Source organism: Lysinibacillus sp. RC79 (genome assembly GCF_041262405.1).
Classification (GTDB): Bacteria; Bacillota; Bacilli; order Bacillales_A; family Planococcaceae; genus Lysinibacillus.
Window position 1 is genome coordinate 101,254 of sequence record NZ_JBGCCD010000001.1, and the last position, 25,043, is coordinate 126,296.

18 protein-coding genes, 1 riboswitch and 1 other annotated feature are annotated in these 25,043 nt (G+C 39.3%); of the genes, 17 read left to right on the forward strand and 1 reads right to left on the reverse strand.

Annotated elements, in window-relative coordinates:
• Positions 1-199: 199 nt before the first annotated feature.
• From ABH968_RS00430 to ABH968_RS00445, 4 genes are all read left to right on the forward strand, one after another.
• Complete coding sequence (locus ABH968_RS00430) at positions 200-964, forward strand: TrmH family RNA methyltransferase (RefSeq protein ID WP_370041553.1); 765 nt, start codon at positions 200-202, stop codon at positions 962-964.
• A gap of 1,030 nt (positions 965-1,994) precedes the next feature.
• A complete protein-coding gene (gene pheS / locus ABH968_RS00435; protein WP_370041555.1) occupies positions 1,995-3,032 on the forward strand; it encodes a phenylalanine--tRNA ligase subunit alpha in 1,038 nt (345 codons plus the stop codon).
• Positions 3,033-3,044: 12 nt separating this feature from the next.
• Complete coding sequence (gene pheT, locus ABH968_RS00440) at positions 3,045-5,462, forward strand: phenylalanine--tRNA ligase subunit beta (protein ID WP_370041557.1); 2,418 nt, start codon at positions 3,045-3,047, stop codon at positions 5,460-5,462.
• 249 nt (positions 5,463-5,711) lie between these two features.
• On the forward strand, positions 5,712-7,679 hold the full coding sequence (locus ABH968_RS00445; protein WP_370041559.1) for a methyl-accepting chemotaxis protein: 1,968 nt from the start codon (positions 5,712-5,714) through the stop codon (positions 7,677-7,679).
• 130 nt (positions 7,680-7,809) lie between these two features.
• On the opposite strand, the gene rnhC is transcribed toward ABH968_RS00445, so the two are convergent.
• Positions 7,810-8,736, reverse strand: coding sequence for a ribonuclease HIII (rnhC, locus tag ABH968_RS00450; protein WP_370041561.1), 927 nt, complete (start codon positions 8,734-8,736; stop codon positions 7,810-7,812).
• A 133-nt stretch (positions 8,737-8,869) separates the two neighbouring features.
• On the opposite strand from rnhC, the gene zapA reads away from it, so the two are divergent.
• The 13 genes from zapA (at position 8,870) to uvrC (ending at position 24,535) form a co-directional block, all read left to right on the forward strand.
• On the forward strand, positions 8,870-9,130 hold the full coding sequence (zapA, locus tag ABH968_RS00455) for a cell division protein ZapA (RefSeq protein ID WP_370041563.1): 261 nt from the start codon (positions 8,870-8,872) through the stop codon (positions 9,128-9,130).
• A gap of 5 nt (positions 9,131-9,135) precedes the next feature.
• The gene (locus ABH968_RS00460; protein ID WP_370041565.1) at positions 9,136-9,675 is read left to right on the forward strand and encodes a CvpA family protein; all 540 of its coding nucleotides are present in this window, start codon (positions 9,136-9,138) and stop codon (positions 9,673-9,675) included.
• Positions 9,676-9,734: 59 nt separating this feature from the next.
• The gene (polX, locus tag ABH968_RS00465; RefSeq protein ID WP_370041567.1) at positions 9,735-11,444 is read left to right on the forward strand and encodes a DNA polymerase/3'-5' exonuclease PolX; all 1,710 of its coding nucleotides are present in this window, start codon (positions 9,735-9,737) and stop codon (positions 11,442-11,444) included.
• Positions 11,445-11,462: 18 nt separating this feature from the next.
• Positions 11,463-13,829, forward strand: coding sequence for an endonuclease MutS2 (locus ABH968_RS00470; RefSeq protein ID WP_370041569.1), 2,367 nt, complete (start codon positions 11,463-11,465; stop codon positions 13,827-13,829).
• 21 nt (positions 13,830-13,850) lie between these two features.
• Complete coding sequence (locus ABH968_RS00475; RefSeq protein WP_370041571.1) at positions 13,851-14,264, forward strand: DUF350 domain-containing protein; 414 nt, start codon at positions 13,851-13,853, stop codon at positions 14,262-14,264.
• A gap of 775 nt (positions 14,265-15,039) precedes the next feature.
• On the forward strand, positions 15,040-16,731 hold the full coding sequence (locus ABH968_RS00480) for an AMP-binding protein (protein ID WP_370041573.1): 1,692 nt from the start codon (positions 15,040-15,042) through the stop codon (positions 16,729-16,731).
• A 207-nt stretch (positions 16,732-16,938) separates the two neighbouring features.
• Complete coding sequence (locus ABH968_RS00485; protein WP_283869093.1) at positions 16,939-17,520, forward strand: fatty acid metabolism transcriptional regulator FadR; 582 nt, start codon at positions 16,939-16,941, stop codon at positions 17,518-17,520.
• Between the two features lie 14 nt (positions 17,521-17,534).
• Positions 17,535-18,308 carry an enoyl-CoA hydratase gene (locus tag ABH968_RS00490; protein ID WP_370041575.1) on the forward strand — a complete coding sequence of 258 codons (774 nt, stop codon included), beginning with the start codon at positions 17,535-17,537 and terminating at the stop codon, positions 18,306-18,308.
• 117 nt (positions 18,309-18,425) lie between these two features.
• Complete coding sequence (locus ABH968_RS00495; protein WP_370041576.1) at positions 18,426-19,199, forward strand: electron transfer flavoprotein subunit beta/FixA family protein; 774 nt, start codon at positions 18,426-18,428, stop codon at positions 19,197-19,199.
• Between the two features lie 51 nt (positions 19,200-19,250).
• Entirely contained in the window at positions 19,251-20,228 is a 978-nt protein-coding gene (locus ABH968_RS00500) for an electron transfer flavoprotein subunit alpha/FixB family protein (protein WP_370041578.1), read from the forward strand.
• Between the two features lie 150 nt (positions 20,229-20,378).
• Positions 20,379-20,611, forward strand: a binding site (T-box leader).
• A gap of 190 nt (positions 20,612-20,801) precedes the next feature.
• The gene (locus ABH968_RS00505; protein ID WP_370041580.1) at positions 20,802-22,160 is read left to right on the forward strand and encodes an amino acid permease; all 1,359 of its coding nucleotides are present in this window, start codon (positions 20,802-20,804) and stop codon (positions 22,158-22,160) included.
• A gap of 124 nt (positions 22,161-22,284) precedes the next feature.
• A complete protein-coding gene (trxA, locus tag ABH968_RS00510; protein ID WP_370041582.1) occupies positions 22,285-22,596 on the forward strand; it encodes a thioredoxin in 312 nt (103 codons plus the stop codon).
• A gap of 148 nt (positions 22,597-22,744) precedes the next feature.
• Positions 22,745-24,535: an excinuclease ABC subunit UvrC gene (uvrC, locus tag ABH968_RS00515; protein WP_370041583.1), complete on the forward strand. Its 1,791-nt coding sequence runs from the start codon at positions 22,745-22,747 to the stop codon at positions 24,533-24,535.
• Positions 24,536-24,803: 268 nt separating this feature from the next.
• A riboswitch (Lysine riboswitch) is annotated at positions 24,804-24,982 on the forward strand.
• The last annotated feature ends 61 nt before the right edge of the window (positions 24,983-25,043 follow it).

Below are 25,043 nucleotides of genomic sequence, written 5' to 3' on the forward strand. Positions count from 1 at the left end.
AATTTCCCCATTATCTAGTGGGTAATAATTTGTCTCATATCGTGGGGTTGATTTCCGTTCCGACTGGGCGCATCAAATGAGCCAATTATTGGTCAACAGTAAATAACAATTAAACTGTTTTTTTGCATGACTATGTAATTTATCGTTTTCTACTGTATAATAATGAACAATATATAGGAAAAAGGCGGTACGAGGTACGATGAAAAGAATTGAATCTACGCAAAATGCGTTAGTGAAATATTGGAAGAAGCTTGCGACAACACGTAAAGAGCGTGAAAGATCTGGAGAATTCATAGTAGAGGGATTCCATTTGGTAGAGGAAGCATTAAAAAATAACGAGCAGGTGCTACAGCTAATTGTACGTGAAGGTGTAGATTTACCAATGCTTTGGCCGATTGATAATGTAGCCGTGGTTGAAGTAACAGCGGCTGTTGCCAAGGAGTTTGCTGAAACGGAGACATCTCAAGGTGTATTTGCAGTTTGTAAGCAACCTTTGTTAGAAGAAGATGTAACGGCTTCGTGGCGCAAGGTGCTACTAATTGATGCCGTCCAAGATCCAGGGAATATTGGGACGATGATTCGTACTGCGGATGCAGCTGGTTTGGATGCAGTCATACTCGGCAAGGGCTGTGCTGATCTATATAATCCTAAAACGCTTCGCTCTGCACAAGGCTCACATTTCCATATTCCTGTCCTTCGTGGTGATTTAGAGGAATGGATTGAGCAGCTACAGGACAATGGTGTACCAGTATTTGGAACTGCTTTAGAGGAGGATGCAGTAGTTTATAGTGATATTGAGCATACTGGTGCATTCGCTATAATGATGGGGAATGAAGGTAGTGGCATTCATCCACAACTACTTTCAATGACAGATCAAAATATTATTATTCCAATTTTGGGACAAACGGAGTCTTTAAACGTAGCAGTAGCAACAGGAATCGTTTTATATGGATTTGTTAAGTAGTTAATAAAAGCAATCACAACTGTAATTGCAAGAATATGGTAAAATCGTTAAAATTGCGGCTCATCACCATAACGTGTGGTTGATTTCCGTTCCGACTGGGCGCTTAGTTGTTGCTGTCGCTACGCTTTCGCACAGATAAAACAATTGCTGCCGCTTCGCTTTCGCACAGAGCAAAGCTTCCTGGGGGCGTCCGATGAGCCGCTTCGCTCGCGCTGCTCCTCCAGGGTCTCGGGCCAACAGATGTTTTTTGCGCGAAAGCGAAGCGGCAGCGGCACCGATGTTGGTCACGAAGGCGTTATCACAGGATGTGATGGTTTTAGCCTTCGTTCCTCTATTGCTGATCCCCAAGGAGTCGCCCAGCCTCCACTCCAATCAACTAATATATGGAATGTGTTTTAACAAATGTCATCTGCAACTTTTGGTGATGAGCCTAAAACTGCCGATAGAACCATCAATATCGATGGCAATAGGCACATGGCTCTTGATTTGAATTGGTATAGTATTGTATAATCACATGTAAAATGTATACATGAATACTAAAATGCTTTGACCGGGAAGTAGTAAAGATTGTGAATGGACGACAGGGAGCGCAGGCGGAGATTGAGAGCCAGTGCCGTACCAATGCAGTTTTGAATTCACCCCGAGAGCAGCTACCGGGACCAGCGAAATGCTGTAAAGGTATGCCGGCTTTAATCTAGTCGTTATGTCAATGAAGTGATTGCTAGGAGTTTGCCTTGCAATAACTAGGGTGGTACCGCGAAAATGTCCTCGTCCCTTTTTTAGGGGCGAGTTTTTTTATGCCATCATTTGGCATTTATCTTCATTCAGCAGAAGACTCCCACCATTAATGGTGGTGAGATAAATGCGGATGTGGTTCCTTTTCAGTGGGTGTCCAAATACTTACTGAATGAAGATAAAGCCTCCGGCGGATGTCACGGATTTTCAAAGGAATGAATTGTGCCGGCACAATTCAAAATCCGGACGCAATTACGCCAAGGCGAAATTGATTTAATCAAGGAGGGTTTATTACATGGAAGAGCAATTAAAGCAATTAGAGCAAGAAGCATTTGCTAAAATTGAAGCGGCAGCAAATTTAAAGGAATTAAATGATGTGCGAGTAGCATATCTAGGAAAAAAAGGACCTATCACTGATTTATTAAAAGGTATGGGGAAATTATCAGCAGAGGAACGCCCAAAAATGGGTGCTTTAGTCAATACTGTTCGTGAAAATGTAACTGCTGTGTTAGAGGAAAAAGTAACTGTACTAGAGGAAGCGGCCATTGCTGAAAAATTAGCAAGTGAGTCGATTGATGTCACTTTACCTGGTCGTGAAATTAAAGTTGGGAATCGTCATCCATTAACACGTGTTATTGAAGAAATTGAAGATTTATTTATCGGTATGGGCTATGAAATTGCAGAAGGTCCAGAAGTGGAAAAGGATTATTATAACTTCGAAGCACTGAACTTACCGAAGGGACACCCTGCTCGTGATATGCAGGATTCGTTCTATATTTCCGAGGAAATATTACTACGTACACAGACATCACCTGTTCAAGCTCGCACTATGGAGGCAAAAAAAGGTGAATCAATTCGCATTATTTGCCCAGGGAAAGTATTCCGTCGAGACAACGATGATGCTACACACTCGCACCAATTCATGCAAATTGAAGGGTTAGTGATTGGTGAAAATATTCGCATGAGTGACCTTAAAGGTACGCTTGATACATTAGCGAAAAAAATGTTCGGTGCAGACCGCGAAATTCGACTACGACCAAGCTTCTTCCCATTCACAGAGCCATCTGTTGAAATGGATATTTCTTGCTTCAAATGTGGTGGTTCAGGCTGTAACATTTGTAAAGGAACAGGTTGGATTGAAATTTTAGGCGCTGGTATGGTACATCCAAGAGTACTAGAAATGTCTGGCTATGATCCGAAGAAAGTGTCAGGCTTTGCATTCGGTATTGGTGCTGAACGTATCGCAATGTTGAAATATGGTGTCGACGATATTCGTCATTTCTATACAAATGACTCACGTTTCTTATCACAATTTGAGCGAACAGAGGCGTAAGGGGGATAAAAGATGTTAGTATCATTAGAATGGTTAAAAGATTATGTAAATACACAAGATTTAGCGACTGAGGAGTTAGCTGAAAAAATTACGCGTTCTGGAATTGAAGTAGATGCAGTAATTGACCGTGCTAACGGTATGGATAAAGTTGTTGTCGGCTATGTCGTATCAAAAGAGAAACATCCTGAAGCAGATAAATTAAATATTTGCCAAGTGGATGTCGGTGAAGCTGAACCACAACAAATTATTTGTGGTGCTCCAAACGTTGATGCTGGTCAAAAAGTTATTGTCGCTCGTCCAGGTGCACATTTACCAGGCGGCATTAAAATAAAAAAAGCAAAACTTCGTGGACATGAATCAAACGGTATGATTTGTTCATTACAAGAGTTAGGAATCGAAGGGAAACTTGTTCCTAAAGCTTATTCTGAAGGTATTTATGTGCTTCCTGCTGATGCTGAGGTTGGCTCGGATGCCCTTGCTATTTTAGGTCTACGTGACACAGTATTAGAGCTTGGTTTAACACCAAACCGCTCAGATGCGCTGTCAATGCTAGGCGTGGCGTACGAAGTTGGTGCAATTCTATCTGAAGAAGTAAAGTATCCAGAAATCGCCTACAGCACATCTTCTGAAAAAGCAAAAGACATGTTAAAGCTTCGCGTAGAAGATTTACAAGCAAACCCAATGTATGTAGCAAAAGTTGTGAAAAACGTAAAAATCGCGGAATCACCGATGTGGCTACAAAATCGCTTAATGGCGGCAGGCGTACGCCCACACAATAATGTTGTCGATGTAACGAACTACATTTTAATGGAATACGGCCAACCGCTTCATGCCTTTGACTACGATAGCCTAGCTACAGGTGAAATTGTAGTGCGTAAAGCAACAGAGGGCGAAAAAATTACAACTTTAGATGATCAAGAGCGTACATTAAAAGCAACAGATTTAGTCATTACAAATGGCAAAGAGCCAGTAGCTATCGCAGGTGTAATGGGTGGTGCAAACTCTGAAGTAAATGATTCTACAACAACGGTTGTCATCGAATCTGCTTACTTCGACGGTTTAACTGTACGTCAAACATCGCGTCATCTTGGACTTCGTTCAGATGCTTCTGCTCGTTTTGAAAAGGGTGTTGACCCTAACCGTGTGTTACCTGCTGCAGAACGTGCTGCAGCACTACTAGCTGAACTAGCTGGTGGTGAAGTGTTAGAGGGAACATGCATCGTGGATGAACTAGATAAATCACCAGCACGTGTTGTCGTTTCTCCAGATTTTATTAATGAACGTTTGGGCATGAAAATTTCATTAGAAGAGATGCTGTCTATTTTAGAGCGTCTTAAATTTGGCGTAGAAGCAGCAAATGGTTTACTAATCGTTGATGCATCAACACGCCGTCAAGATATTAAAATTGAAGAAGATATCGTAGAGGAAATTGCTCGACTATACGGCTATGATGAAATCCCGATGACTTTACCAGAGGGAGCAAACCAAGTTGGCCGTCTAACACCGTATCAAGCAAATCGCCGTGTAGTTCGTAATTACATGGAAGGGGCAGGTCTTTACCAAGCTGTCACTTACTCATTAACTTCAGAGGCATTGTCACAACGTTTTGCATTGAAAGCTGAGTCAGTAACACGTTTACTAATGCCGATGAGCGAGGACCGTTCAACACTACGTCAAAGTCTTATCCCGCATTTAATTGAAGCTGCTGCTTATAATGTTGCGCGTAAGGCTGACAATGTGGCATTGTATGAAATTGGTTCCGTATTCCTTGGTCAATCAGAAGAGGGGCTACCAGATGAGGAAGAGAATGTGGCAGCAGTAGTAACAGGAAAATGGCTTGACCATGCTTGGCAAGGTGAGAAAAAAGCAGTAGATTTCTTCGTCTTAAAAGGCATTGTAGAAGGTGTTATAGGTAAGCTTGGTTTAGAGGATCGTATTTCATTTGTGAAAGCGGAAGTAGATGGATTACACCCAGGACGTACTGCTAGCATTCTTTTAGACGGTGAACAAGTCGGCATTATCGGTGGATTACATCCAGCAGAACAAAAAACATGGGGTGTAAAAGACACATATGTAATGGAAATGAATCTAGTTACATTATTAAATGCTACTGCAAAAGAAGCACCTCTTGCTTATACACCAGTGCCTCGCTTCCCAGCAATGTCTCGTGATATCGCACTTATCATGGACCGTACAACAACAGCTGGAGAGGTTATTGCTGCGATTCGCTCAGCAAGTGTGAAATTATTGAAAGACGTTCGTGTATTCGACGTATTTGAAGGTGAAAAAATGGAGGCTGGTAAAAAATCAGTGGCATTCTCCCTAACATACTTCGATCCAGAACGTACATTAACAGATGAAGAGGTTGTTGCAGCACATAACAAAGTGTTAAAAGCTATTGCAACAATTGAAGGCACAGAAGTACGCTAATTTAATAATAATTTTGTAAGCTGTCTCGTAGTGAGGCAGCTTTTTGTTTTGTTAACATCATACAACTGCTACAAGTAGTTTTTGCAGAAAGTGTGAGAGAAGTAAGGCACGGGAGAGAAGATACTCTAAGCTAATTCTCAATTTAAGTTTTTCATCAATATTTAGAAATAACAAAAAATAAAATTTTCATCTATATTATGTGTATAGTAAGTTTTGGATAGAAAAATTTACTATGGGGTGGTAGTTATTATGAAAAATCATCGAAAAAGAAGAGGCTTTTCCGTGCGAGCCCGATTAATATGGGCGTTTACTTTGACACTTTTAATCCCCAGCATTGCTATTGGTACGTTTTCATATTTGAAGGCTTCTGATCAATATTATAAGGAATTAAGTAAAAGCTCACGCGAAAATGTCGATTTATTAAATACACTAATTTCAAATGAGATATCACCTATTCAAAGTGATGTGGAGTATTTAGCTGCTTCTTTTAATAAGAATGTGCAAGATGCAGATGCTTTAAAGGAATTAGAAAAATATAATGCTTTACATAGCAATGTCTCTGTTGTCAATTTGGCAATTGAGGGGCACAAATTTATGCGTGAACCACAAGCTGAATCCTCAACTGATTATGATCCATTTACGCGACCATGGTACTTAACGGCTATTGAATCACCTGGCAAAAACGTTATGATTGATCCATATAAATCAACGATTACAGGTGAATTAATATTAGCAGTATCAGCTGGTTTACAGGATCGTTCAGGAGTTATTTCTATTGGTCTAAATTTAGACGGAATTTCCGAGCTAGTGAATTCAGTGGAAATAGGTGATAATGGCTATGCTACATTAGTAAATGCCAATAATCTTATTATTGCTGATCCACAGTTAGAGGTAGGATCGGAGCTCAAAAAGTCATATATAGAAAAGATGCAAGGAAAAGAAGATGGTAGTTTTACCATTAAGGAAGATGGAAAAGAGTATCAAGTGTTTTTTACTACCAATAAACTAACAGGTTGGAAAATTGTTGGTACTATGGATTTAGCAGATGTAGCAACTGTCACAAAACCAATTTTAACAAACACTATGACAGTCATTGTTATTGCTCTTATCATATTTGGAATCATTGGTGCCTTCATTATAAGATCAATCATTCGCCCATTACAAAAGTTGTCAACAGTAGCTGAGCAGGTAGGAGACGGTGATTTACGTAATTTAATTGAAATTAAAAGACATGATGAGATAGGTAAGTTGGCGGATATATTCAATAAAATGATTCTATCTTTACGTGGTGTAGTTGGTAACATAGGTGAGGAATCAAATCAGTTAGCTGCATCATCGGAGGAACTTACAGCCAGTACATCAGAAAATAAACGAGCTACATCGCAAATTGTTGATTCCATTCAAACATTTGCTGAAACGGTTGATTTGCAAGCCGAAACAATTAATGATAGTACTAACGCTGTACTTGAAATGTCTTCATCCATTCAGCAAATTGCAGTAAAGTCCGATACCGTTAATGAGATGTCGAATAAAGCAATGGAGGCTGTTGTGATAGGAGACAAAACTATTCAAACAGCAATTGGCCAAATGAAAATGATTCAAAGTACTGTCCAAGCACTTGAAAACACCGTACAAACACTAAGTGAACGTTCTAATGAAATCGGACGTATTGTAGAGGCAATTACGCAAATTGCTGATCAAACAAATCTTTTAGCTTTAAATGCTGCAATTGAAGCTGCTCGTGCAGGTGAGCATGGAAAAGGTTTTGCAGTTGTTGCTGATGAGGTGCGAAAACTTGCTGAGCAATCTGCACAATCAACAATGCAAATAAAAGATATCATTGATTATATTCAAGCTGATACAAAACTAGCGGTTGAATCAATGGCTGCTGGTTCAACTGAGGTCGTAAAGGGAATTGATGTAACAAATATGGCAGGAAAGTCATTCAAAGAAATTAGTGATAATGTACAAAGCGTAACCTATGAAATAGGACAAATTTCAGAGACAGCAAAAGTTATTTCTGAACACTCCAATCAAGTGGCAATGGGAATTGAAAGTGTGCTTCAGCGAACAAATGAAAATACAGCAAGTGCACAAAATATTTCAGCCGCAACAGAGGAACAGCTTGCTTCTATGGAAGAAATCGCTGCATCGGCTGAAGCCCTTGCTAAAATGTCTGAAAATCTACAACAAACCATTAGACAGTTTAAATATTAAGCTAAACAAAAATCTGATTATAATAAGTTTTTGATATAAAGAATTTCGCTAACTACAGTAGAGAGCAAGTTGTATAACTTGTAATCTGCTGGAGTATAGCGAAATTTTTTTATTGTCTAGAAGACCAATTTTATTTCATCTTTTTAGCTTTCTCAGTATTCGCAAAATGCCATTTCGTAATGGAACGTAAAAATTCCTCACCTTGCTTTCGCCAAATTCGTGCTGCTAACTGATCTACTTTCGCAGAAGCTCCCTTCAACAACTCTATCCCAGCAATCTCACTCAGTCGATCCATTTCTTTTAAAAATGCAGCACGAGCTAATATCGATGCAGTTGCTATGGAAACATGTAGTTGCTCGGCCTTCGTAGAAAATAGTACGTCCTCTCGAACAATATCTCGTTCATTTTTTAAGTAATTGTAATACACGCCACGTTCCGCAAACTGATCAATCAATATATGTTCTGGTTTTTCGGGTGCCATTTTTGACAGAGCATTTTTAAGTGCCTTATTGTGCATCATAGCTTTCATTTTACCTTGAGAGTAGCCTCGTGCTTGTAATTCGTTATATTTTTCGTTGCGTAGTACAAGCACACTATGGACGCAAGCTGCACGTAAATCTGGCGCTATTTTACGCATGTAATCATCCGTTAGCATCTTTGAATCCTTGACACCAAGTTCGTTTAAAAGCGCAATTTTTGATGAAGGTACGTATACCGCTGCAACTGTTATTGGACCGAAATAATCACCAGTACCCGTTTCATCTGAGCCTAGCACCGACATCGTAGCAAAACCTTCTGGCAGAACGTCGCCCTTTGCTCCTATCGACGATGATTTTTGTGTATTTGTAACTTCTACTTTTCCCCAGCGTGCAGCTTCTCGCTCAGCTCCGCCCCCTTGGAACATTAATTTACCTGATTTGTACATCGTAATTGCTGTATCTGGGAGCTTTGCGGCAAAGATTACACCAGGAGCTTTACGTTCTACAAAGTGGTTTGCATAGTAAGACATCACCTCTTTTTGTTTGTTTGTTGATATGGAAAGTACAATATTTGACATTTACTCGTTCCTTTCTGTCCTCGTTGTTCACAATTTTATACCTTTCATGGTATGATAATAAATAGCTTTTTTGTGTATGCTGCTCACAACCAAAAAATTCGTGAGCACAAAAATTTAAAAGGGGGGTGCGACTATGGAAAATCAAGAAAAGAATAAAATTTCTGTGGAAATCTACGGTCATACATATAAAATGGTCGGCTCTGAATCCATTGGGCATATGCGACTTGTCGCTTCGATTGTTGATGACCGTATGCGCGAAATGAAAGTACATAATCCCTCTCTTGATAGCACAAAGCTTGCCGTTCTTACAGCAGTAAATACGGTTCACGATTATTTACTACTAAAAGAACAAATGGAGCAACTAGAAGAAGAATTGAAAAAATTAAAGGGTTGAAGTGAATGTTAGATTTAATCATATTAGCGGTACTATTAGCTGGTCTCATCGTTGGAGCAAAACGTGGTTTCATTGTACAGATGATGCATATCGTTAGCTTTATAGTGGCACTAATTGTTGCGTATATCTATTATAAACCATTGGCACAAAAATTTGTGTTTTGGGTTCCGTATCCAGGTGTAACGGATTCAGGTAGTCTTGGAGTAGTCATTGATAGCCTGGATTTAGACCGCACTTTTTACCGTGTCATTGCCTTTGCTGTCATTTTCTTTGCGGTGAAAATTACATTGCAAATTGTGGCATCGATTTTTGATTTTATAGCGTATTTACCTGTGTTAGGTACAGTGAATCGTTGGCTTGGGGCATTGTTAGGCATGATTGAAAACTATTTAATTATGTTTATTTTGCTGTACATTATTGCTTTATTGCCAGTAGATTCTATTCAAAGTTTAATGTCAAAGTCGTTGTTAAGTGGTCTTATTTTGGAACATACCCCAATTATTACAAGTATGTTCCAAAACTGGTGGTATATTTATATGCAATAGCAAACTGTGCACTTCTCTCGGTTTTGAGGGAAGTGTTTTTACGATAGGAGGAATTCCCAATGAACAAAAAAACAATTATTCGCACATTTGAAAAAATTGCATTGTATATGGAATTACAAGGGGAAAATTCATTCAAAGTGTCTGCCTTTCGAAAAGCTGCTTCCGCACTTGAGGGGGACGAGCGCTCATTAAGTGAGATGGAGGATGTAACAAAGCTTAAAGGTATAGGTAAAGGTACAGCTGCTGTTATTGAGGATTTAATGACAAATGGTGAATCCAGCTTATTAAAAGAGTTAGAAGAAATTGTACCAAAAGGTTTGCTCCCGTTATTAAAACTTCCAGGCTTAGGTGGTAAAAAAATAGCTAAGCTTCATCAAGAGTTAGGGATTGATTCTGCGGAAAGTTTAAAGACTGCTTGTGAGGAAGGGAAAGTTCGTGAGCTAGCAGGCTTTGCAGCAAAATCTGAAGAGAAAATTTTAAAGGAACTTGCAAATTTAGCAAATCGATCAGAACGTTTGCCGATTTGGCAGCTAGAACCAGTTGTTTTACAAATTGAAGCTCTTCTAGGTAGTATGGAAGAAGTGGAACGTTTTTCTGTTGCGGGAAGCTTCCGTCGTGCAGCTGAAACAAGTAAAGATATTGATTTTATTGTTGTTACTGAAACAGTTGAAGTTGTACGTGAAAAGCTACTGAATGAGCTTTCTGTACAAGAAGTAGTAGCAGCTGGTGATACAAAAATTTCAGTTATTTTAGATCTAGATGAGCCTGTAAGTGTAGATTTCCGATTAGTGAGAGATGCTGAATATGCAACGGCCTTGCATCATTTCACAGGCTCGAAAGATCACAATGTCCGCATGCGTCAAATTGCTAAAGCCCGTGGTGAAAAAATTAGTGAATATGGTGTAGAGCAAGCTGATGGCACTGTATTAACGTTTAAGGATGAAGAGGGATTTTTTGCGCATTTTGATTTACCATTTATCCCGCCTAGCTTGCGTACAGGAACAACAGAATTTGACAAAACGGATGACATAAATAGTCTAGTAAAATTAGAAGAAATTAAAGCAGATTTGCATATGCATACGACATGGTCCGATGGTGCGTACTCTGTAGCTGAAATGGGCGAGGCATTGATTGCGCGAGGCTATCATTATAGCGTTATTACTGACCATTCACAATTTTTAAAAGTAGCGAATGGTCTAACGCCAGAGCGCTTAACAAAGCAACGTCCTGAAATTGAGGCATTTAATGAAGCACATCCGGATTTCCATTTATATGCGGGGACAGAAATGGATATTTTGCCGGATGGTTCCCTTGATTTCGAAGATGATGTACTAAGAGAGTTAGATTTTGTCATTGCTTCTATTCACTCTAGCTTTACACAATCGCAGGACAAAATTATGGCGCGATTACTTACGGCGATGCAAAATCCGTACGTTCATATGATTGCACATCCAACTGGTCGCATTATTGAGGATCGTAATGGCTATAATCCTGATATGGGGCAATTAATTGCGTGGGCAAAGGAATATGGTAAAATTTTAGAGTTAAATGCGAATCCTTATCGTCTTGATTTATGTGTTGAGCATTTAGAAATGGCTTTGGCAGCTGGTGTGCCCGTAGCAATCAATACGGATGCCCATGATATTGCTCATTTACGCTTTATGGATATTGGGGTGCGCTACGCAAACAGAGCATGGTTGAAAAGGGATATGATTGTGAATACATGGACGCGAGAACAATTTGAAGCGTTTATTCGACGAAATAAATAGGTTGAGGAGGTGTTCTCAGTGATCGCAGAACGCGCATTGAAAACACTAGAATATGATAAAGTACGTCAGCAAGTGGCTACATACTGTACTTCTTCAATCGGCAAATCAGCGGTTGATGAGCTTGTACCACAGACAGACTATGAAAAAGTTGTACAATTATTAGAAGAAATGGATGAAGGACTATCCATTTTACGTGTAAAAGGCAATGTACCAATGGGTGGGATTTTTGATGTACGACCAGCTGCAAGGCGTGCACAAATCGGTGGCATGCTTTCAGCAATGGAATTAATGGAAGTTTCAAGTACGATTCGAGCGAGTAGAATTCTTCGCAATTTTATTGAAGATATAGAATCTGAAGAAGTGATTGAAATTCCTCATTTCATCGCCAAAAAGGAAGCAATGCCTGTTTTGACAGGCTTGCAGCATGAAATTAATAACTGTATTGATGACAATGGTTCAGTGCTAGACTCTGCAAGCCAAACTTTGCGTTCAATTCGCCAAACTTTGCGTGCAGAGGAGGCTAAAGTACGTTCTAAGCTAGATAGCCTTATACGTGGGAGCAATGCTTCAAAAATGCTCTCAGATACACTTGTAACGATTCGTAATGATCGCTTTGTTATTCCCGTTAAGCAAGAGTATCGTCATCATTATGGTGGAATTGTGCATGACCAATCATCTTCTGGCCAAACATTATTTATCGAGCCAGATTCGATTGTACAAGCAAATAATGAAATTCATCGATTAAAAATGAAAGAGCAAGCTGAAATTGAACGTATCTTACTTGCCTTAAGTGCAATGGTTGAGGAAGTAGCTCCGGATTTATTTTACTTAGTAAAAGTACTAGGTGAGATTGACGTCATTTTAGCTAAAGGCAAATACGGTCAAGCGAACAAATGTACAATGCCTAAAATGAATAACGACGGCTATATTCGACTTGTGCGTGCACGTCATCCACTTTTACCAATTGAAACGGCGGTTTCTAACGATATTGAATTTGGGAAAGACATTACGGCGATTGTGATTACAGGACCAAACACTGGTGGTAAAACTGTCACTTTAAAAACAGTTGGACTGTGTACTTTAATGGCACAGGCGGGGTTACCGGTGCCTGCACTTGATGGTTCAGAGCTTGCTGTTTTTAAGCAGCTTTTTGCGGATATTGGAGATGAACAGTCAATTGAGCAATCACTGTCGACGTTCTCCTCTCATATGGTCAACATAGTAGATATTTTACAAAAGTTTGATGACGAGTCACTCGTTCTATTTGATGAATTAGGTGCTGGGACAGATCCTCAGGAAGGGGCAGCTCTGGCCATCTCCATTTTAGATGAAGTACATGGTCGCGGCGCCCGCGTTATGGCAACGACGCACTATCCTGAGCTAAAAGCATACGGCTATAATCGTCCAGGAGTTGCCAATGCAAGTGTAGAGTTTGATATTGAGACATTGAGTCCAACATATCGTCTGCTTATCGGTGTACCAGGCCGCTCCAATGCATTTGAAATTTCAAGCCGCCTTGGCTTACCAGAGTCGATTATTGACCGTGCGAAAAGCTTTACAGGTACAGATCGCCATGAGGTAGAGTCAATGATTGCATCACTAGAAGAGACTCGTCGCCAATCCGAAGATGATGCAGAACGCTCTCATGAATTACTATTGGAGTCTGAAGAACTTCGTAAAGAGCTACAAGGAAAACTACAAGCTTACGAGGAACGCAAAGAAGCACTCGATAAAAAAGCGAAAGAAAAGGCTCGTAAAATTGTTGATGAAGCAAAAAGAGAAGCAGAAACAATTATTGCGGAGCTTCGAGAAATGCGCAAAAATGCAGACCAAGTTGTCAAGGAGCATGAGCTTATCGAAGCTCGTAAACGACTGGAAGAAGCTACACCGCTTGAAAACAATAAAGTGCTGAAAAAGGCGGTACAAGTAAAGGCCCGTGCACAAAACTTAGTTGTCGGAGACGAGGTAAAGGTGTTAAGCTATGGACAGCGGGGTACATTGCTCGAAAAAGTATCGAATTCCGAATGGGTTGTCCAAATGGGTATTTTGAAAATGAAAATCTCGGATAGTGATCTGGAGTACATTAAACCAGAAAAAGAAGCTGTGCAACGTATTGCTGGTGTGAAAAATCGCAGCAGCCATGTAAAATTAGAGTTAGATTTACGCGGCGAACGATATGAAGATGCCATTATACGTACGGAAAAATATATTGATGATGCCTTGCTTGCCAACTATGGGCGTGTATCAATTATTCATGGTGTCGGTACAGGTGCATTACGTCAAGGAATTCAAAGCTATTTGAAAAAACATAAGCGTGTAAAATCCTTCCGTTTTGGTGAAGCCGGCGAGGGGGGCTTAGGCGTCACGGTTGTGGAATTGAAATAAGCTGTAAAGGGGACGGAGAAAATGCTGAATTCTAGCTTTTGGCGATATCCAATTATCGAAACGGCAGGATACTTTAGCGTTGTTGTGTTATGTTTAGTCGTCTCGATGGCATTGTTCGAAGTCGTTACGAAATATAAAAATTGGGAAGAGATAAAAAATGGTAATGTCGCTGTGGCACTCGCAACAGGCGGGAAAATACTAGGGATCTGTAATATTTTTCGCTTTTCCATCGCACGCCATAGCACTTTAAGTGAAATGATTGGCTGGGGCCTTTTTGGTTTTACATTACTAATTGTGGCGTATTTCTTATTTGAATTTATGACCCCACGTTTTAATGTCGATCAAGAAATCGCAAATGATAATCGCTCAGTCGGCTTCATTTCATTTACTATTTCATTAGGTCTATCGTTTGTTATTGGGGCAAGTATTGCATAGGAGTGTAATGACATGGAAAAATTAGCGAAAATACTAATCGTTGTCTGCATCGCATTTTTGGCAGTCGGTGTCTATTATATGATGACCGTTTAAGCAAAAAACGCATCCTTTTATGAGGATGCGTTTTTTTATGGGTAAAGAGAAGAACTGCTCGGGAAGCTAGCGACGGAAAGAAGAGTCGAAGTAACGGAAAGAAGCCGGGGAGATGGATAGGAAAGCTCAAGCGACGGAAAGAAGAGTCAGAGCGACGGAAAGAATAGCCGAAGTGACGGAAAGAAGAGTCAGAGCGACGGAAAGAATAGCCGAAGTGACGGAAAGAAGAGCCAGAGCGACGGAAAGAAGCCGGGGCGACGGATAGGAAAGCTCAAGCGACGGAAAGAAGAGCCGAAGTGACGGAAAGAATAGCCAAAGCGACGGAAAGAAATACTCTCGAAAAAAATCATAAGTTACATCCCCCTCACATCAACCTCATCATAAAATACTACTAAAACCTATTAATATTCCGTCATCTATCTAAAAAGTTAGCATTAAAAAATTATTTTTTGAATATAGAAATATGAACCCAGTCTTGTGCAGGAAAAAAGAAAGAATGAATGAGTATTCACACGGCCTACTGATCCAAAATCCTAAGAAAAACAGTTATATAAATGTTGTGAAAAGCATAATAATTAATCGAAAATACATTTATTTTCTATTTTGTGTTTGAAAGAGTATTTCTTTTTCATTATAATTAAAATAAGAGTTTACAAAGTTTGGGACAAAGGGGAGAGGACGTATGACAACAAAACCATGGCTAAAAAATTATCCTGAAGAAATACCATCGTCTTTAACGTTTGAGGAAATTCCTGTGCAAGAGTTTTTGACACGCGCCTATAAAAAGAATCCATCCAAAGTTGCGATTCATTTTATGGGAAAGGATTTGACGTACACCGAGCTATATGAGTCAGCGCTAAAGTTCGCAAATTATTTACAAGCCCTTGGGGTGGAAAAGGGAGATCGAGTAGCGATTATGCTGCCAAACTCACCACAAAGTGTAATCGCTTACTACGGGGCAATGTATGCTGGAGCGATTGTCGTACAAACAAATCCACTTTATACTGAGCGTGAACTTCAATATCAAATGGCTGATTCAGGTGCGAAAGTTATTTTATTGATGGATATTTTGTATCCACGTGTTATGAAAGTCATAAAAGAAACTGCACTTGAAAATGTAATTGTCACAGCTATTAAAGATTATTTACCATTTCCCAAAAATTTAGTTTATCCCTATATTCAAAAAAAGCAGTACGGTTTTAGCGTAAAGGTTGAACATAGTGGTCAAAATCATTTATTTACAGAAATTATGCGCTCTGCGCCCATCAAAACGATTGATATTCCATTTGATTTTGAAGAGGACATAGCACTGCTTCAATATACAGGTGGAACGACTGGCTTCCCTAAGGGTGTGATGCTGACCCATAAAAACTTAATTGCTAATACAACAATGTGTGATGCATGGATGTATAAATGTGTACATGGTGAGGAAACCATTATGGGCATACTGCCATTCTTCCATGTTTATGGTATGACGGCTGTTATCTTATTATCCGTATTCACGCAAAATAAAATGGTGTTATTACCAAAGTTCGATGCAGAGACAGCGTTGAAAACGATTGATAAGCAAAAACCAACACTATTCCCAGGTGCACCGACTTTATATATTGGTTTATTAAATCACCCGGATATTGCAAAGTACGACTTATCGTCCATCAAAGCATGCATAAGTGGATCCGCTTCATTGCCAGTAGAGGTGCAGGAGAAATTTGAAGCGGTAACAGGTGGAAAACTTGTAGAAGGATATGGATTAACAGAAACTTCTCCTGTCACACATTCAACACCTATTTGGGGTAAGCGTGTCATGGGCTCGATTGGTTTACCTTGGCCAAATACGGATTCAATAATTTTACGTACAGGGGATGCTGAGGCGCTTCAGGTCGGTGAGGTTGGTGAAATAGCTGTAAAGGGCCCACAGGTTATGAAAGGCTATTGGAATCGCCCTGAGGATACAGCAGCAGCATTCGTAGATGGCTGGTTTTTAACAGGCGATCTTGGCTATATGGACGAGGAAGGCTATTTCTATGTAGTTGACCGTAAAAAAGATATTATTATCGCAGGTGGTTTTAATATTTACCCTCGTGAGGTAGAGGAAGTACTATATGAGCGCGAGGAAATCCAAGAATGTATAGTTGCGGGCATACCAGATCCGTATCGAGGAGAAACAGTAAAAGCTTATATTGTTTTAAAAGAAGGATATTCGATTACAGAAGACGAATTAAATAAATATTGCCGTCAAAACTTGGCCGCTTTCAAAGTTCCCCGCTATTATGAGTTTAGAGATGAACTACCGAAAACAGCTGTTGGAAAAATTTTGCGTCGAGCATTAGTTGATGAAGAAAAAACAAAATTGGTGAATAAAGAAGCAAAATAAATACGTGATAAAGTATTGACAAGCAAAGATGTAAATTATAATATGAAAATATGAATGAATGACCATTCATATTTTCATATTTTTTTAGGTTACCACGTCATATCCTTAACAATATATCAGTTTGAGATGGCTGGTCATTCAAGGATGACATCATGTATTGAGCATGAATTTAGACGTGTGCAAGTTTTTTTAGGTGGTGATATAGAAGTGAAACGTGATAAGCCAAAATATAAGCAAATTATTGATGCAGCTGTCATCGTTATTGCAGAAAATGGGTATCACCAAGCACAGGTATCGAAGATTGCTAAACAGGCAGGGGTGGCCGATGGAACAATCTATTTATATTTTAAAAATAAAGAAGATATATTAATTTCTGTCTTTAATGAAAAAATGGCTGTTTTTGTAGAGTCATTACAAGATATAATAGAAAATGGAAGTACGTCTAAGGACAAACTTTCACGAATGATAGAAAATCATTTTAATGTTCTAGCGACAGATCGATACCTAGCAACCGTCACACAATTAGAACTACGACAATCGAACAAAGATTTACGACTGAAGATCAATTCGGTGTTAAGAGAGTATTTACAATTACTTGATCAAATTTTAATTGAAGGTATGCTATCAGGTGAGTTCAATCAAACGATGGATGTACGCTTGGCACGTCAAATGGTATTTGGAACAATTGACGAAACCATTACGTCGTGGGTCATGAATGACTATCGATATGATTTGATAGAACAAGTACCAAAAGTTCAGGCGTTAATCCTGAACGGCATTAAAGCTTAAAAGGATGTGGAGAAATGGAATTTCTAAGTTGGAAAGCAGAGGATGGAGTAGCGATTATTACAATTGCACGCCCGCCAGCAAACGCATTATCTCGTGGAATCATTGCCGAAGTAAATGCTGTGCTAGATGCCGTAGAAAATGATGACACAGTACGTGTCCTCGTACTTCATGGTGAAGGTCGTTTCTTCTCAGCTGGTGCAGACATTAAAGAATTTACAGAGGTTACATCTGGTGATGAATTTTCAAAACTAGCAAACAATGGTCAACAAGTTTTTGAGCGAGTTGAATCGTTCTCTAAACCTATTATTGCTGCAATTCATGGTGCTGCATTAGGTGGGGGCCTTGAACTAGCGATGAGCTGTCATCTGCGCTTTGTAACAGAATCTGCGAAATTAGGACTACCTGAATTACAATTAGGTCTTATTCCAGGCTTCGGGGGTACACAACGTCTACCACGATATGTAGGGGTTGCAAAAGCTGCAGAAATGATGTTTACAAGTGAGCCGATTTCTGGTACAGAAGCTGTACAATGGGGTTTAGCGAATCGTGCATTTACAGATGAAGCATTATTGGAAGAAACGCTAAAGGTAGCGAAGAAAATTGCGAAGAAGAGCCCGGTTGCTTTAAAAGCAGCTATTCAAACATTGCAATATGCTAAGCATGCTTCGTTTTATGAAGGTATTGAGGCAGAAGCACAATCCTTTGGCACAGTATTCGTTTCGGAAGATGCAAAAGAGGGAATTCAAGCATTTATTGAAAAACGTGAGCCTGTGTTTACTGGTAAATAATATTCCATCAGTGTCGATAGCGACTTGAAAAAGTGTTATCGACGTTATCGACACTGAAAATATATAATATTTATAAGTTTACTTAGAAATAAAAAACGTTGCAGGAGGTATGGATATATGAATATTTTTGCATTAATTAAACGTACGTTTGATACAGAAGAAAAAATTGTTGTGTCGGGTGGTAAAATCCAAGAGGATGGCGCAGAGTTCATCATCAATCCTTACGATGAATATGCCATTGAAGAGGCAATCCAAGTACGTGACGCTGCTGGTGGTAAAGTAACAGTTGTTTCAATTGGTGGCGAAGATTCAGAGAAGCAATTACGCACAGCTCTTGCAATGGGAGCAGATGAAGCGGTTCTTATTAATACAGAAGACGATCTAGATGAATTGGATCAAAATGCAGCAGCATTTATTTTAGCTGAATATTTAAAAGATAAAGACGCTGATTTAATTTTAACAGGAAACGTTGCAATTGACGGAGGCTCTGGTCAAGTAGGACCTCGTGTTGCAGATTTACTAGGTATTAACTATGTAACAACAATTACAAAACTTGAAATTGACGGAACATCTGCGAAAATTGTACGCGATATTGAAGGTGACTCAGAAGTTATCGAGACATCTTTACCACTTTTAGTAACAGCTCAGCAAGGTTTAAACGAGCCACGTTATCCATCTTTACCAGGTATCATGAAAGCGAAGAAGAAACCGCTTGCAGAACTTGAGTTAGATGATCTAGATATCGATGAAGATAATGTAGAGGTTAAGGTAGAAACAGTTGATATTTTCTTACCAGCTCAAAAGGCAGCAGGGCGTGTTCTTGAAGGCGAACTTTCTGCTCAAGTAAAAGAGCTAGTAAACCTACTTCATACAGAGGCGAAAGTAGTCTAAGTCATCTGATGACACAAATCGAATCTTAAAGGGTAATGGAGGGAATATACTATGACAAAAAAAGTATTAGTATTAGGTGAAGTTCGTGAAGGAAGCTTACGTAATGTTTCTTTCGAAGCAATTGCAGCTGCAAAGCAAATCGCAGATGGTGGTGAGGTTGTTGGTGTTCTTTTAGGGGATGCCGTAGCAAACTTAACAGGCCCATTATTTGAATATGGTGCTGATCGTGTTGTAACGGTGGAGCATCCACATTTAAAACAATATACGTCAGATGGCTATGGTCAAGCATTATTAGCAGTAATTGAGGAAGAAAAACCAACTGGTATCGTATTTGGTCATACTGCAAACGGTAAAGATTTATCACCAAAAATTGCAAGTAAATTACAAGCAGGTCTTGTATCTGATGTAACGTCTATTGAAGGTGCTGGCGATGATGTTGTATTCATCCGTCCAATTTACTCAGGTAAGGCTTTTGAAAAAGTTAAAGTAAAAGACGGTTTGGTTTTAGCCTCAATTCGTCCGAATAATATTGCACCATTAGAAAAAGTAGCCGGTAAATCAGGTGACGTCACTTCTATTGCTGTTGATATTACAAACCTTCGTACAATCATTAAAGAGGTTGTACGTAAATCTTCAGAGGGTGTCGATCTTTCAGAGGCAAAAGTAGTTGTAGCAGGTGGTCGTGGCGTAAAATCTGAGGAAGGCTTTGAACCATTAAAAGAGCTAGCTGATTTACTTGGTGGTGCAGTTGGAGCTTCACGTGGTGCATGTGATGCTGAATATTGTGACTACTCACTTCAAATCGGTCAAACAGGTAAGGTAGTAACACCAGACCTTTACATCGCAGCAGGTATTTCTGGAGCAATTCAACACTTAGCGGGTATGTCAAACTCAAAAATAATCGTTGCGATTAATAAAGATCCAGAAGCAAATATTTTCAAAGTTGCGGACTACGGTATCGTAGGTGATTTATTTGAGGTAGTGCCTCTTCTAATCGAAGAATTTAAAGCGTTACAAGTGAATGCCTAATTAATGATATTTGTCGCAGGGAGGATTTATCTTCCCTGCTTTTTTTGTTGAATTTTTCGATTTTTTAAAGTTATTGCAAAATAAAATGTTGACATAATTAATTTTAGAACGTATAGTGATGAATATTAATTTAACTTTTCAATAATGTTTTGAAACGCAAAGATTAGGAGTAGTAAAAGCTCATTATTTGGTGAAGAGAGCTGCGGGTTGGTGCAACGCAGTCCAATAAGACTTTGAACTTGCCTAGGAGCGGTAAGATAAATGGAATTTGCAGAATATTCTATTTGTTGGACGGTTAACCTTCGTTACTAGGTTTTAAGCAGGGTTCTTAAAGAACCAATTAGAGTGGTACCGCGGTTTGCTTATGGCATATCGTCTCTTCTTTCATTTGATAATGAAGGAACAGACGATATGCCTTTTTTGCTTTCGCTAGGCTAAAGCGCTACATCCTCGAGGTCGCTTCGATCCCTCGGGCAAAAGTGGAGGAGCACTTACTTTTGCTTCGGGCTCTCCAGCGCTTGTCGGATGTAAACGAGCGCTTTAGCGCATTTGTTGATTTTAGGAGGTAAGGAAATGGAAAATGACAATCAGAAATTAAAGAGAACGATGACCTCACGGCATATTACGATGATGGCTTTAGGTGGTGCCATTGGTGCAGGGTTGTTTAAAGGAAGCAGTACTGCCATTGATATGGCTGGGCCATCAGTACTTATTGCGTACTTAATTGGTGGGATTATTCTGCTATTTGTTATGCAAGGTTTAGCAGAAATGGCAGTCCGCAATAGCGAAGCAAGAACATTTAGAGATTTAGTGCAAGCCGTTTTAGGAAAGTATCCAGCTTATTTTCTAGATTGGATCTATTGGAAAATGTGGGTGTTAAATATTGCAGCGGAAGCTGTAGTTGCGGCAATTTTTATTCAATATTGGTTACCGGATTACCCAATTTGGATACTTGCATTATCTGTTTCGGTGTTAGTTACAGCCATTAACTTGTTATCAGTGAAAGTGTTTGCTGAAACTGAATATTGGCTGGCGTTAATTAAAATTACCGTTATTGTGGTGTTCATCATAGCGGGATTAATTTTATTGCTTGTTACTTTTGGTAATCATACAGCTGTTGGTTTTTCTAATTTAACGGAGCATGGCGGTTTCTTCCCGAATGGATCAATGGGATTGATTGCTGCAATGCTTGTAGTTATTTATTCTTATGGTGGTACAGAAATTATTGGTATTACATTAGCTGAAACGAAAAATCCAGAGAAAGTAGTGCCAAAAGCTGTTCGTAGTACATTAGTACGTATTGTGACTTTTTATTTAATTCCTTTCTTTATTATCGTTAGCTTGATTCCTTGGAATGAAGTAAATGGGGTGCCAGAAAGTCCGTTTGTGATGGTCTTTAAAATGATTGGGATTCCTGGTGCTGACCATATTATGAACGCTGTTGTTTTACTTGCCATTATTTCATCAATGAACTCGGGACTTTATGGTTCATCACGTGTTCTGTATACACAAGCTGTAGACGGGCGTGTTCCTAAAATCTTTGCCCATTTATCAAAAAGAAAAGTTCCTGTATATGCCATATTAATGTGTACGTTAGCTTTATATATAGCTGTAATATTTTCTTTATTTGCGGGAAGCAAAACTTTTGATTTCCTAATGGGTTCACTTGGATATACCGTGTTATTTATTTGGCTAATTATTGCGATTGCGCATTTGAAATCGCGTAAAAAACAGCCGGAAAAAACAAGTACCTATGCAGTAAAATGGTTCCCGTATACAACTTGGATAGCTATTATTGCGTTAAGTGCAATCCTGATTGGTATTATTTTCACAACATCTATTATCGTAACAGGTATTACATTAGCTATTTATCTCTTTATTACGTTAACGTATGTCTTTAAAGGTCGTTTTCAAGAAAATGAGACTAAATAACAAATCAACTTAATGCCATTTTCGACCTTGTTTTTCATAAATTATGCATACTAGGCAGATTGTTCGCTCAAGAGAATTTATCCATGCTATACTACAAACATAGTAAGTTTAAGGAGGATTTCAAATGGCAATTGTACATGCAACAGATGCAACTTTCCAAGACGATATTAAAGAAGGGTTAGTACTAGTAGACTTTTGGGCTGCATGGTGCGGACCTTGTAAAATGATTGGACCAGTTCTTGAAGAAATGGACGCTGCAGGTAGTGCGGCTAAAGTTGTAAAAGTAGATGTAGATAACAACCAAGGTACTGCAGCGCAATACCAAATTATGTCTATCCCATCATTACTATTATTCAAAGACGGTGAATTAGTAGATAAAACTGTTGGTTTCCAACCAAAAGAAGCGTTAGAAGCGTTTATCGCAAAACATGCTTAATCTGTAAGAAAAAAAGAGTCAAGCCATCAATAAGATGTGCTTGGCTTTTTTTCGTTATATAATATAGAGATAAAGCGAACGTTATCCTTAGGAATAGGAGACAATAAAGGGACGAACGCGGTTTTAAGAAAAAGGGGGCAGGTAGGCGATGAATGATTTAATTAAACGAAAGCTTGAAATTTTACCAGATCAGCCTGGCTGCTATTTGATGAAAGATCGACAAGGAACCATTATTTATGTCGGGAAAGCAAAAGTGCTGAAAAATCGAGTACGCTCGTATTTTACTGGTACGCATGAAGGGAAAACACAGAGACTTGTAAGCGAAATAGAAGACTTTGAGTACATTGTGACATCCTCCAATATTGAAGCTTTAATTTTAGAGCTTAATCTTATAAAACTACATGACCCGAAGTACAATATTATGCTGACGGATGATAAAACGTATCCGTATCTAAAAATTACAAATGAAAAACACCCACGTCTTATTACAACACGAAAAGTGAAAAAGGATAAGGCAAAATATTTTGGTCCATATCCGAATGCGTATGCAGCAAGTGAGACGAAAAAGCTGCTAGATCGTTTATATCCTCTGCGAAAATGTGTACAACTCCCTAGCAAGGTTTGTTTGTATTATCACATGGGACAATGTCTAGCCCCTTGTGTCAAGGATATTGATGCTGAACTTTACCACGATATGATTGAGGATATGACAAAATTTTTAAATGGTGGGGTTGAGGAAGTCAAAAAGGAGCTAGAGGTAAAAATGCTAGCGGCCGCTGAACATTTAGAGTTTGAGCGTGCAAAGGAATTTCGTGATCAAATTGCACATATCGATACAGTCATGCAAAAGCAAAAAATCGTCTCAAGTGATACAACTAACCGCGATGTATTTGGCTATGCAGTCGAGAAGGGCTGGATGTGTGTTCAAGTTTTCTTTGTCCGTCAAGGAAAGCTCATTGAGCGAGATGTCTCGATTTTCCCAATTTATCAAGAGGCAGAAGAGGAGTTTTTAACGTTCGTTGGGCGATTTTACGAAAAGTTAGAGCACATTAAGCCTAAGGAGATCTTTATCCCACAATCTATTGATGCAGATATTTTAACGGAATTATTAGAAGTTAAGGTACTGACACCAAAACGTGGGCAAAAAAAAGAGCTAGTTGAATTAGCGACGAAAAATGCTGAAATTGCTGTAGCAGCGAAGTTCCAGCTTATTGAACGTCAGGAAGAACGCACTATAGGAGCATGTGAGGCGCTTGGTGAAGCTATGGGCATCTCTACGCCTTTACGGATTGAAGCTTTCGATAATAGTCATATGCATGGGACAGATGCTGTATCTGCAATGGTTGTATTTATCGATGGAAAACCTGCGAAGAAGGATTATCGAAAATACAAAACACGTACTGCTGCGAAGCACGATGATTACGGGGCGATGCAGGAAGTGATTCGTCGTCGATACACACGCGTATTAAAAGATGGTCTACCTTTACCAGATTTAGTACTAATAGATGGTGGGAAGGGGCAAATGGAAGTCGCGCGAGAAGTGTTAGAAGATGAGCTTGGCCTTGTCATTCCAATTGCCGGATTAGCAAAAGATGAAAAGCATAATACGTCACAGCTTCTATTTGGTGATCCACCTGAAGTAATTGCATTAAAGCGAACAAGCGATGGATTCTACTTACTGCAACGAATTCAGGACGAAGTACACCGCTTTGCTATTACCTTCTTACGACAGCAGCACGAGAAGCATGCTATACAATCTGTCCTCGATCATATAGAGGGCATTGGTCCAAAGCGAAAACAGCAATTACTTAAGCATTTTGGCTCTGTCAAAAAAATTCGTGAGGCAAGTATGCAGGCATTACAAGAAGCAGGGATGCCATCTAATCTAGCTAACAATATCTATGCTTATTTTCATTCAATAGAAGACTCCCACCTCTGAAGATGGTGAGATGAATGCAGATGGAGTTCCTTTTCAGTGGGTGTACAAATACCTACTGAATGAAAATAATGCCTCCGGACGCAATTACGCCAAGGCGAAATTGATTTTCTACAAGAGCCATTGTCAAAGGATTAGACATATGCTAAGTTTGTATATAACATTGCCCTTCAATATAGCAATGTTGTATACCGTGCCTTAGTTTTTCAGTAGTTTCTACTATTAAATTGGAAATTTCTTCACTAAGGTTAATTAAATACTTTCACTATTTAGTGATGATAGAGGTGCAAGGTTCAAGAGTAGTACGTTCGAGGACGAACAAGTCCAGTGAAAATGTATGAAAGGGAAGCTTGCCGAAGTGGAGCATCGTTGTTTCCGATGCTGTGCTGGTTTTACATTTAAGAGATGTAAGACTGTCGATACTAATCGTTTCGGAGAGCTATCACACATGCACAAGTTACTTTTATTGTACATGTTATAGGCAGCTTTCACGTTATGTGAGAGCTGCCTT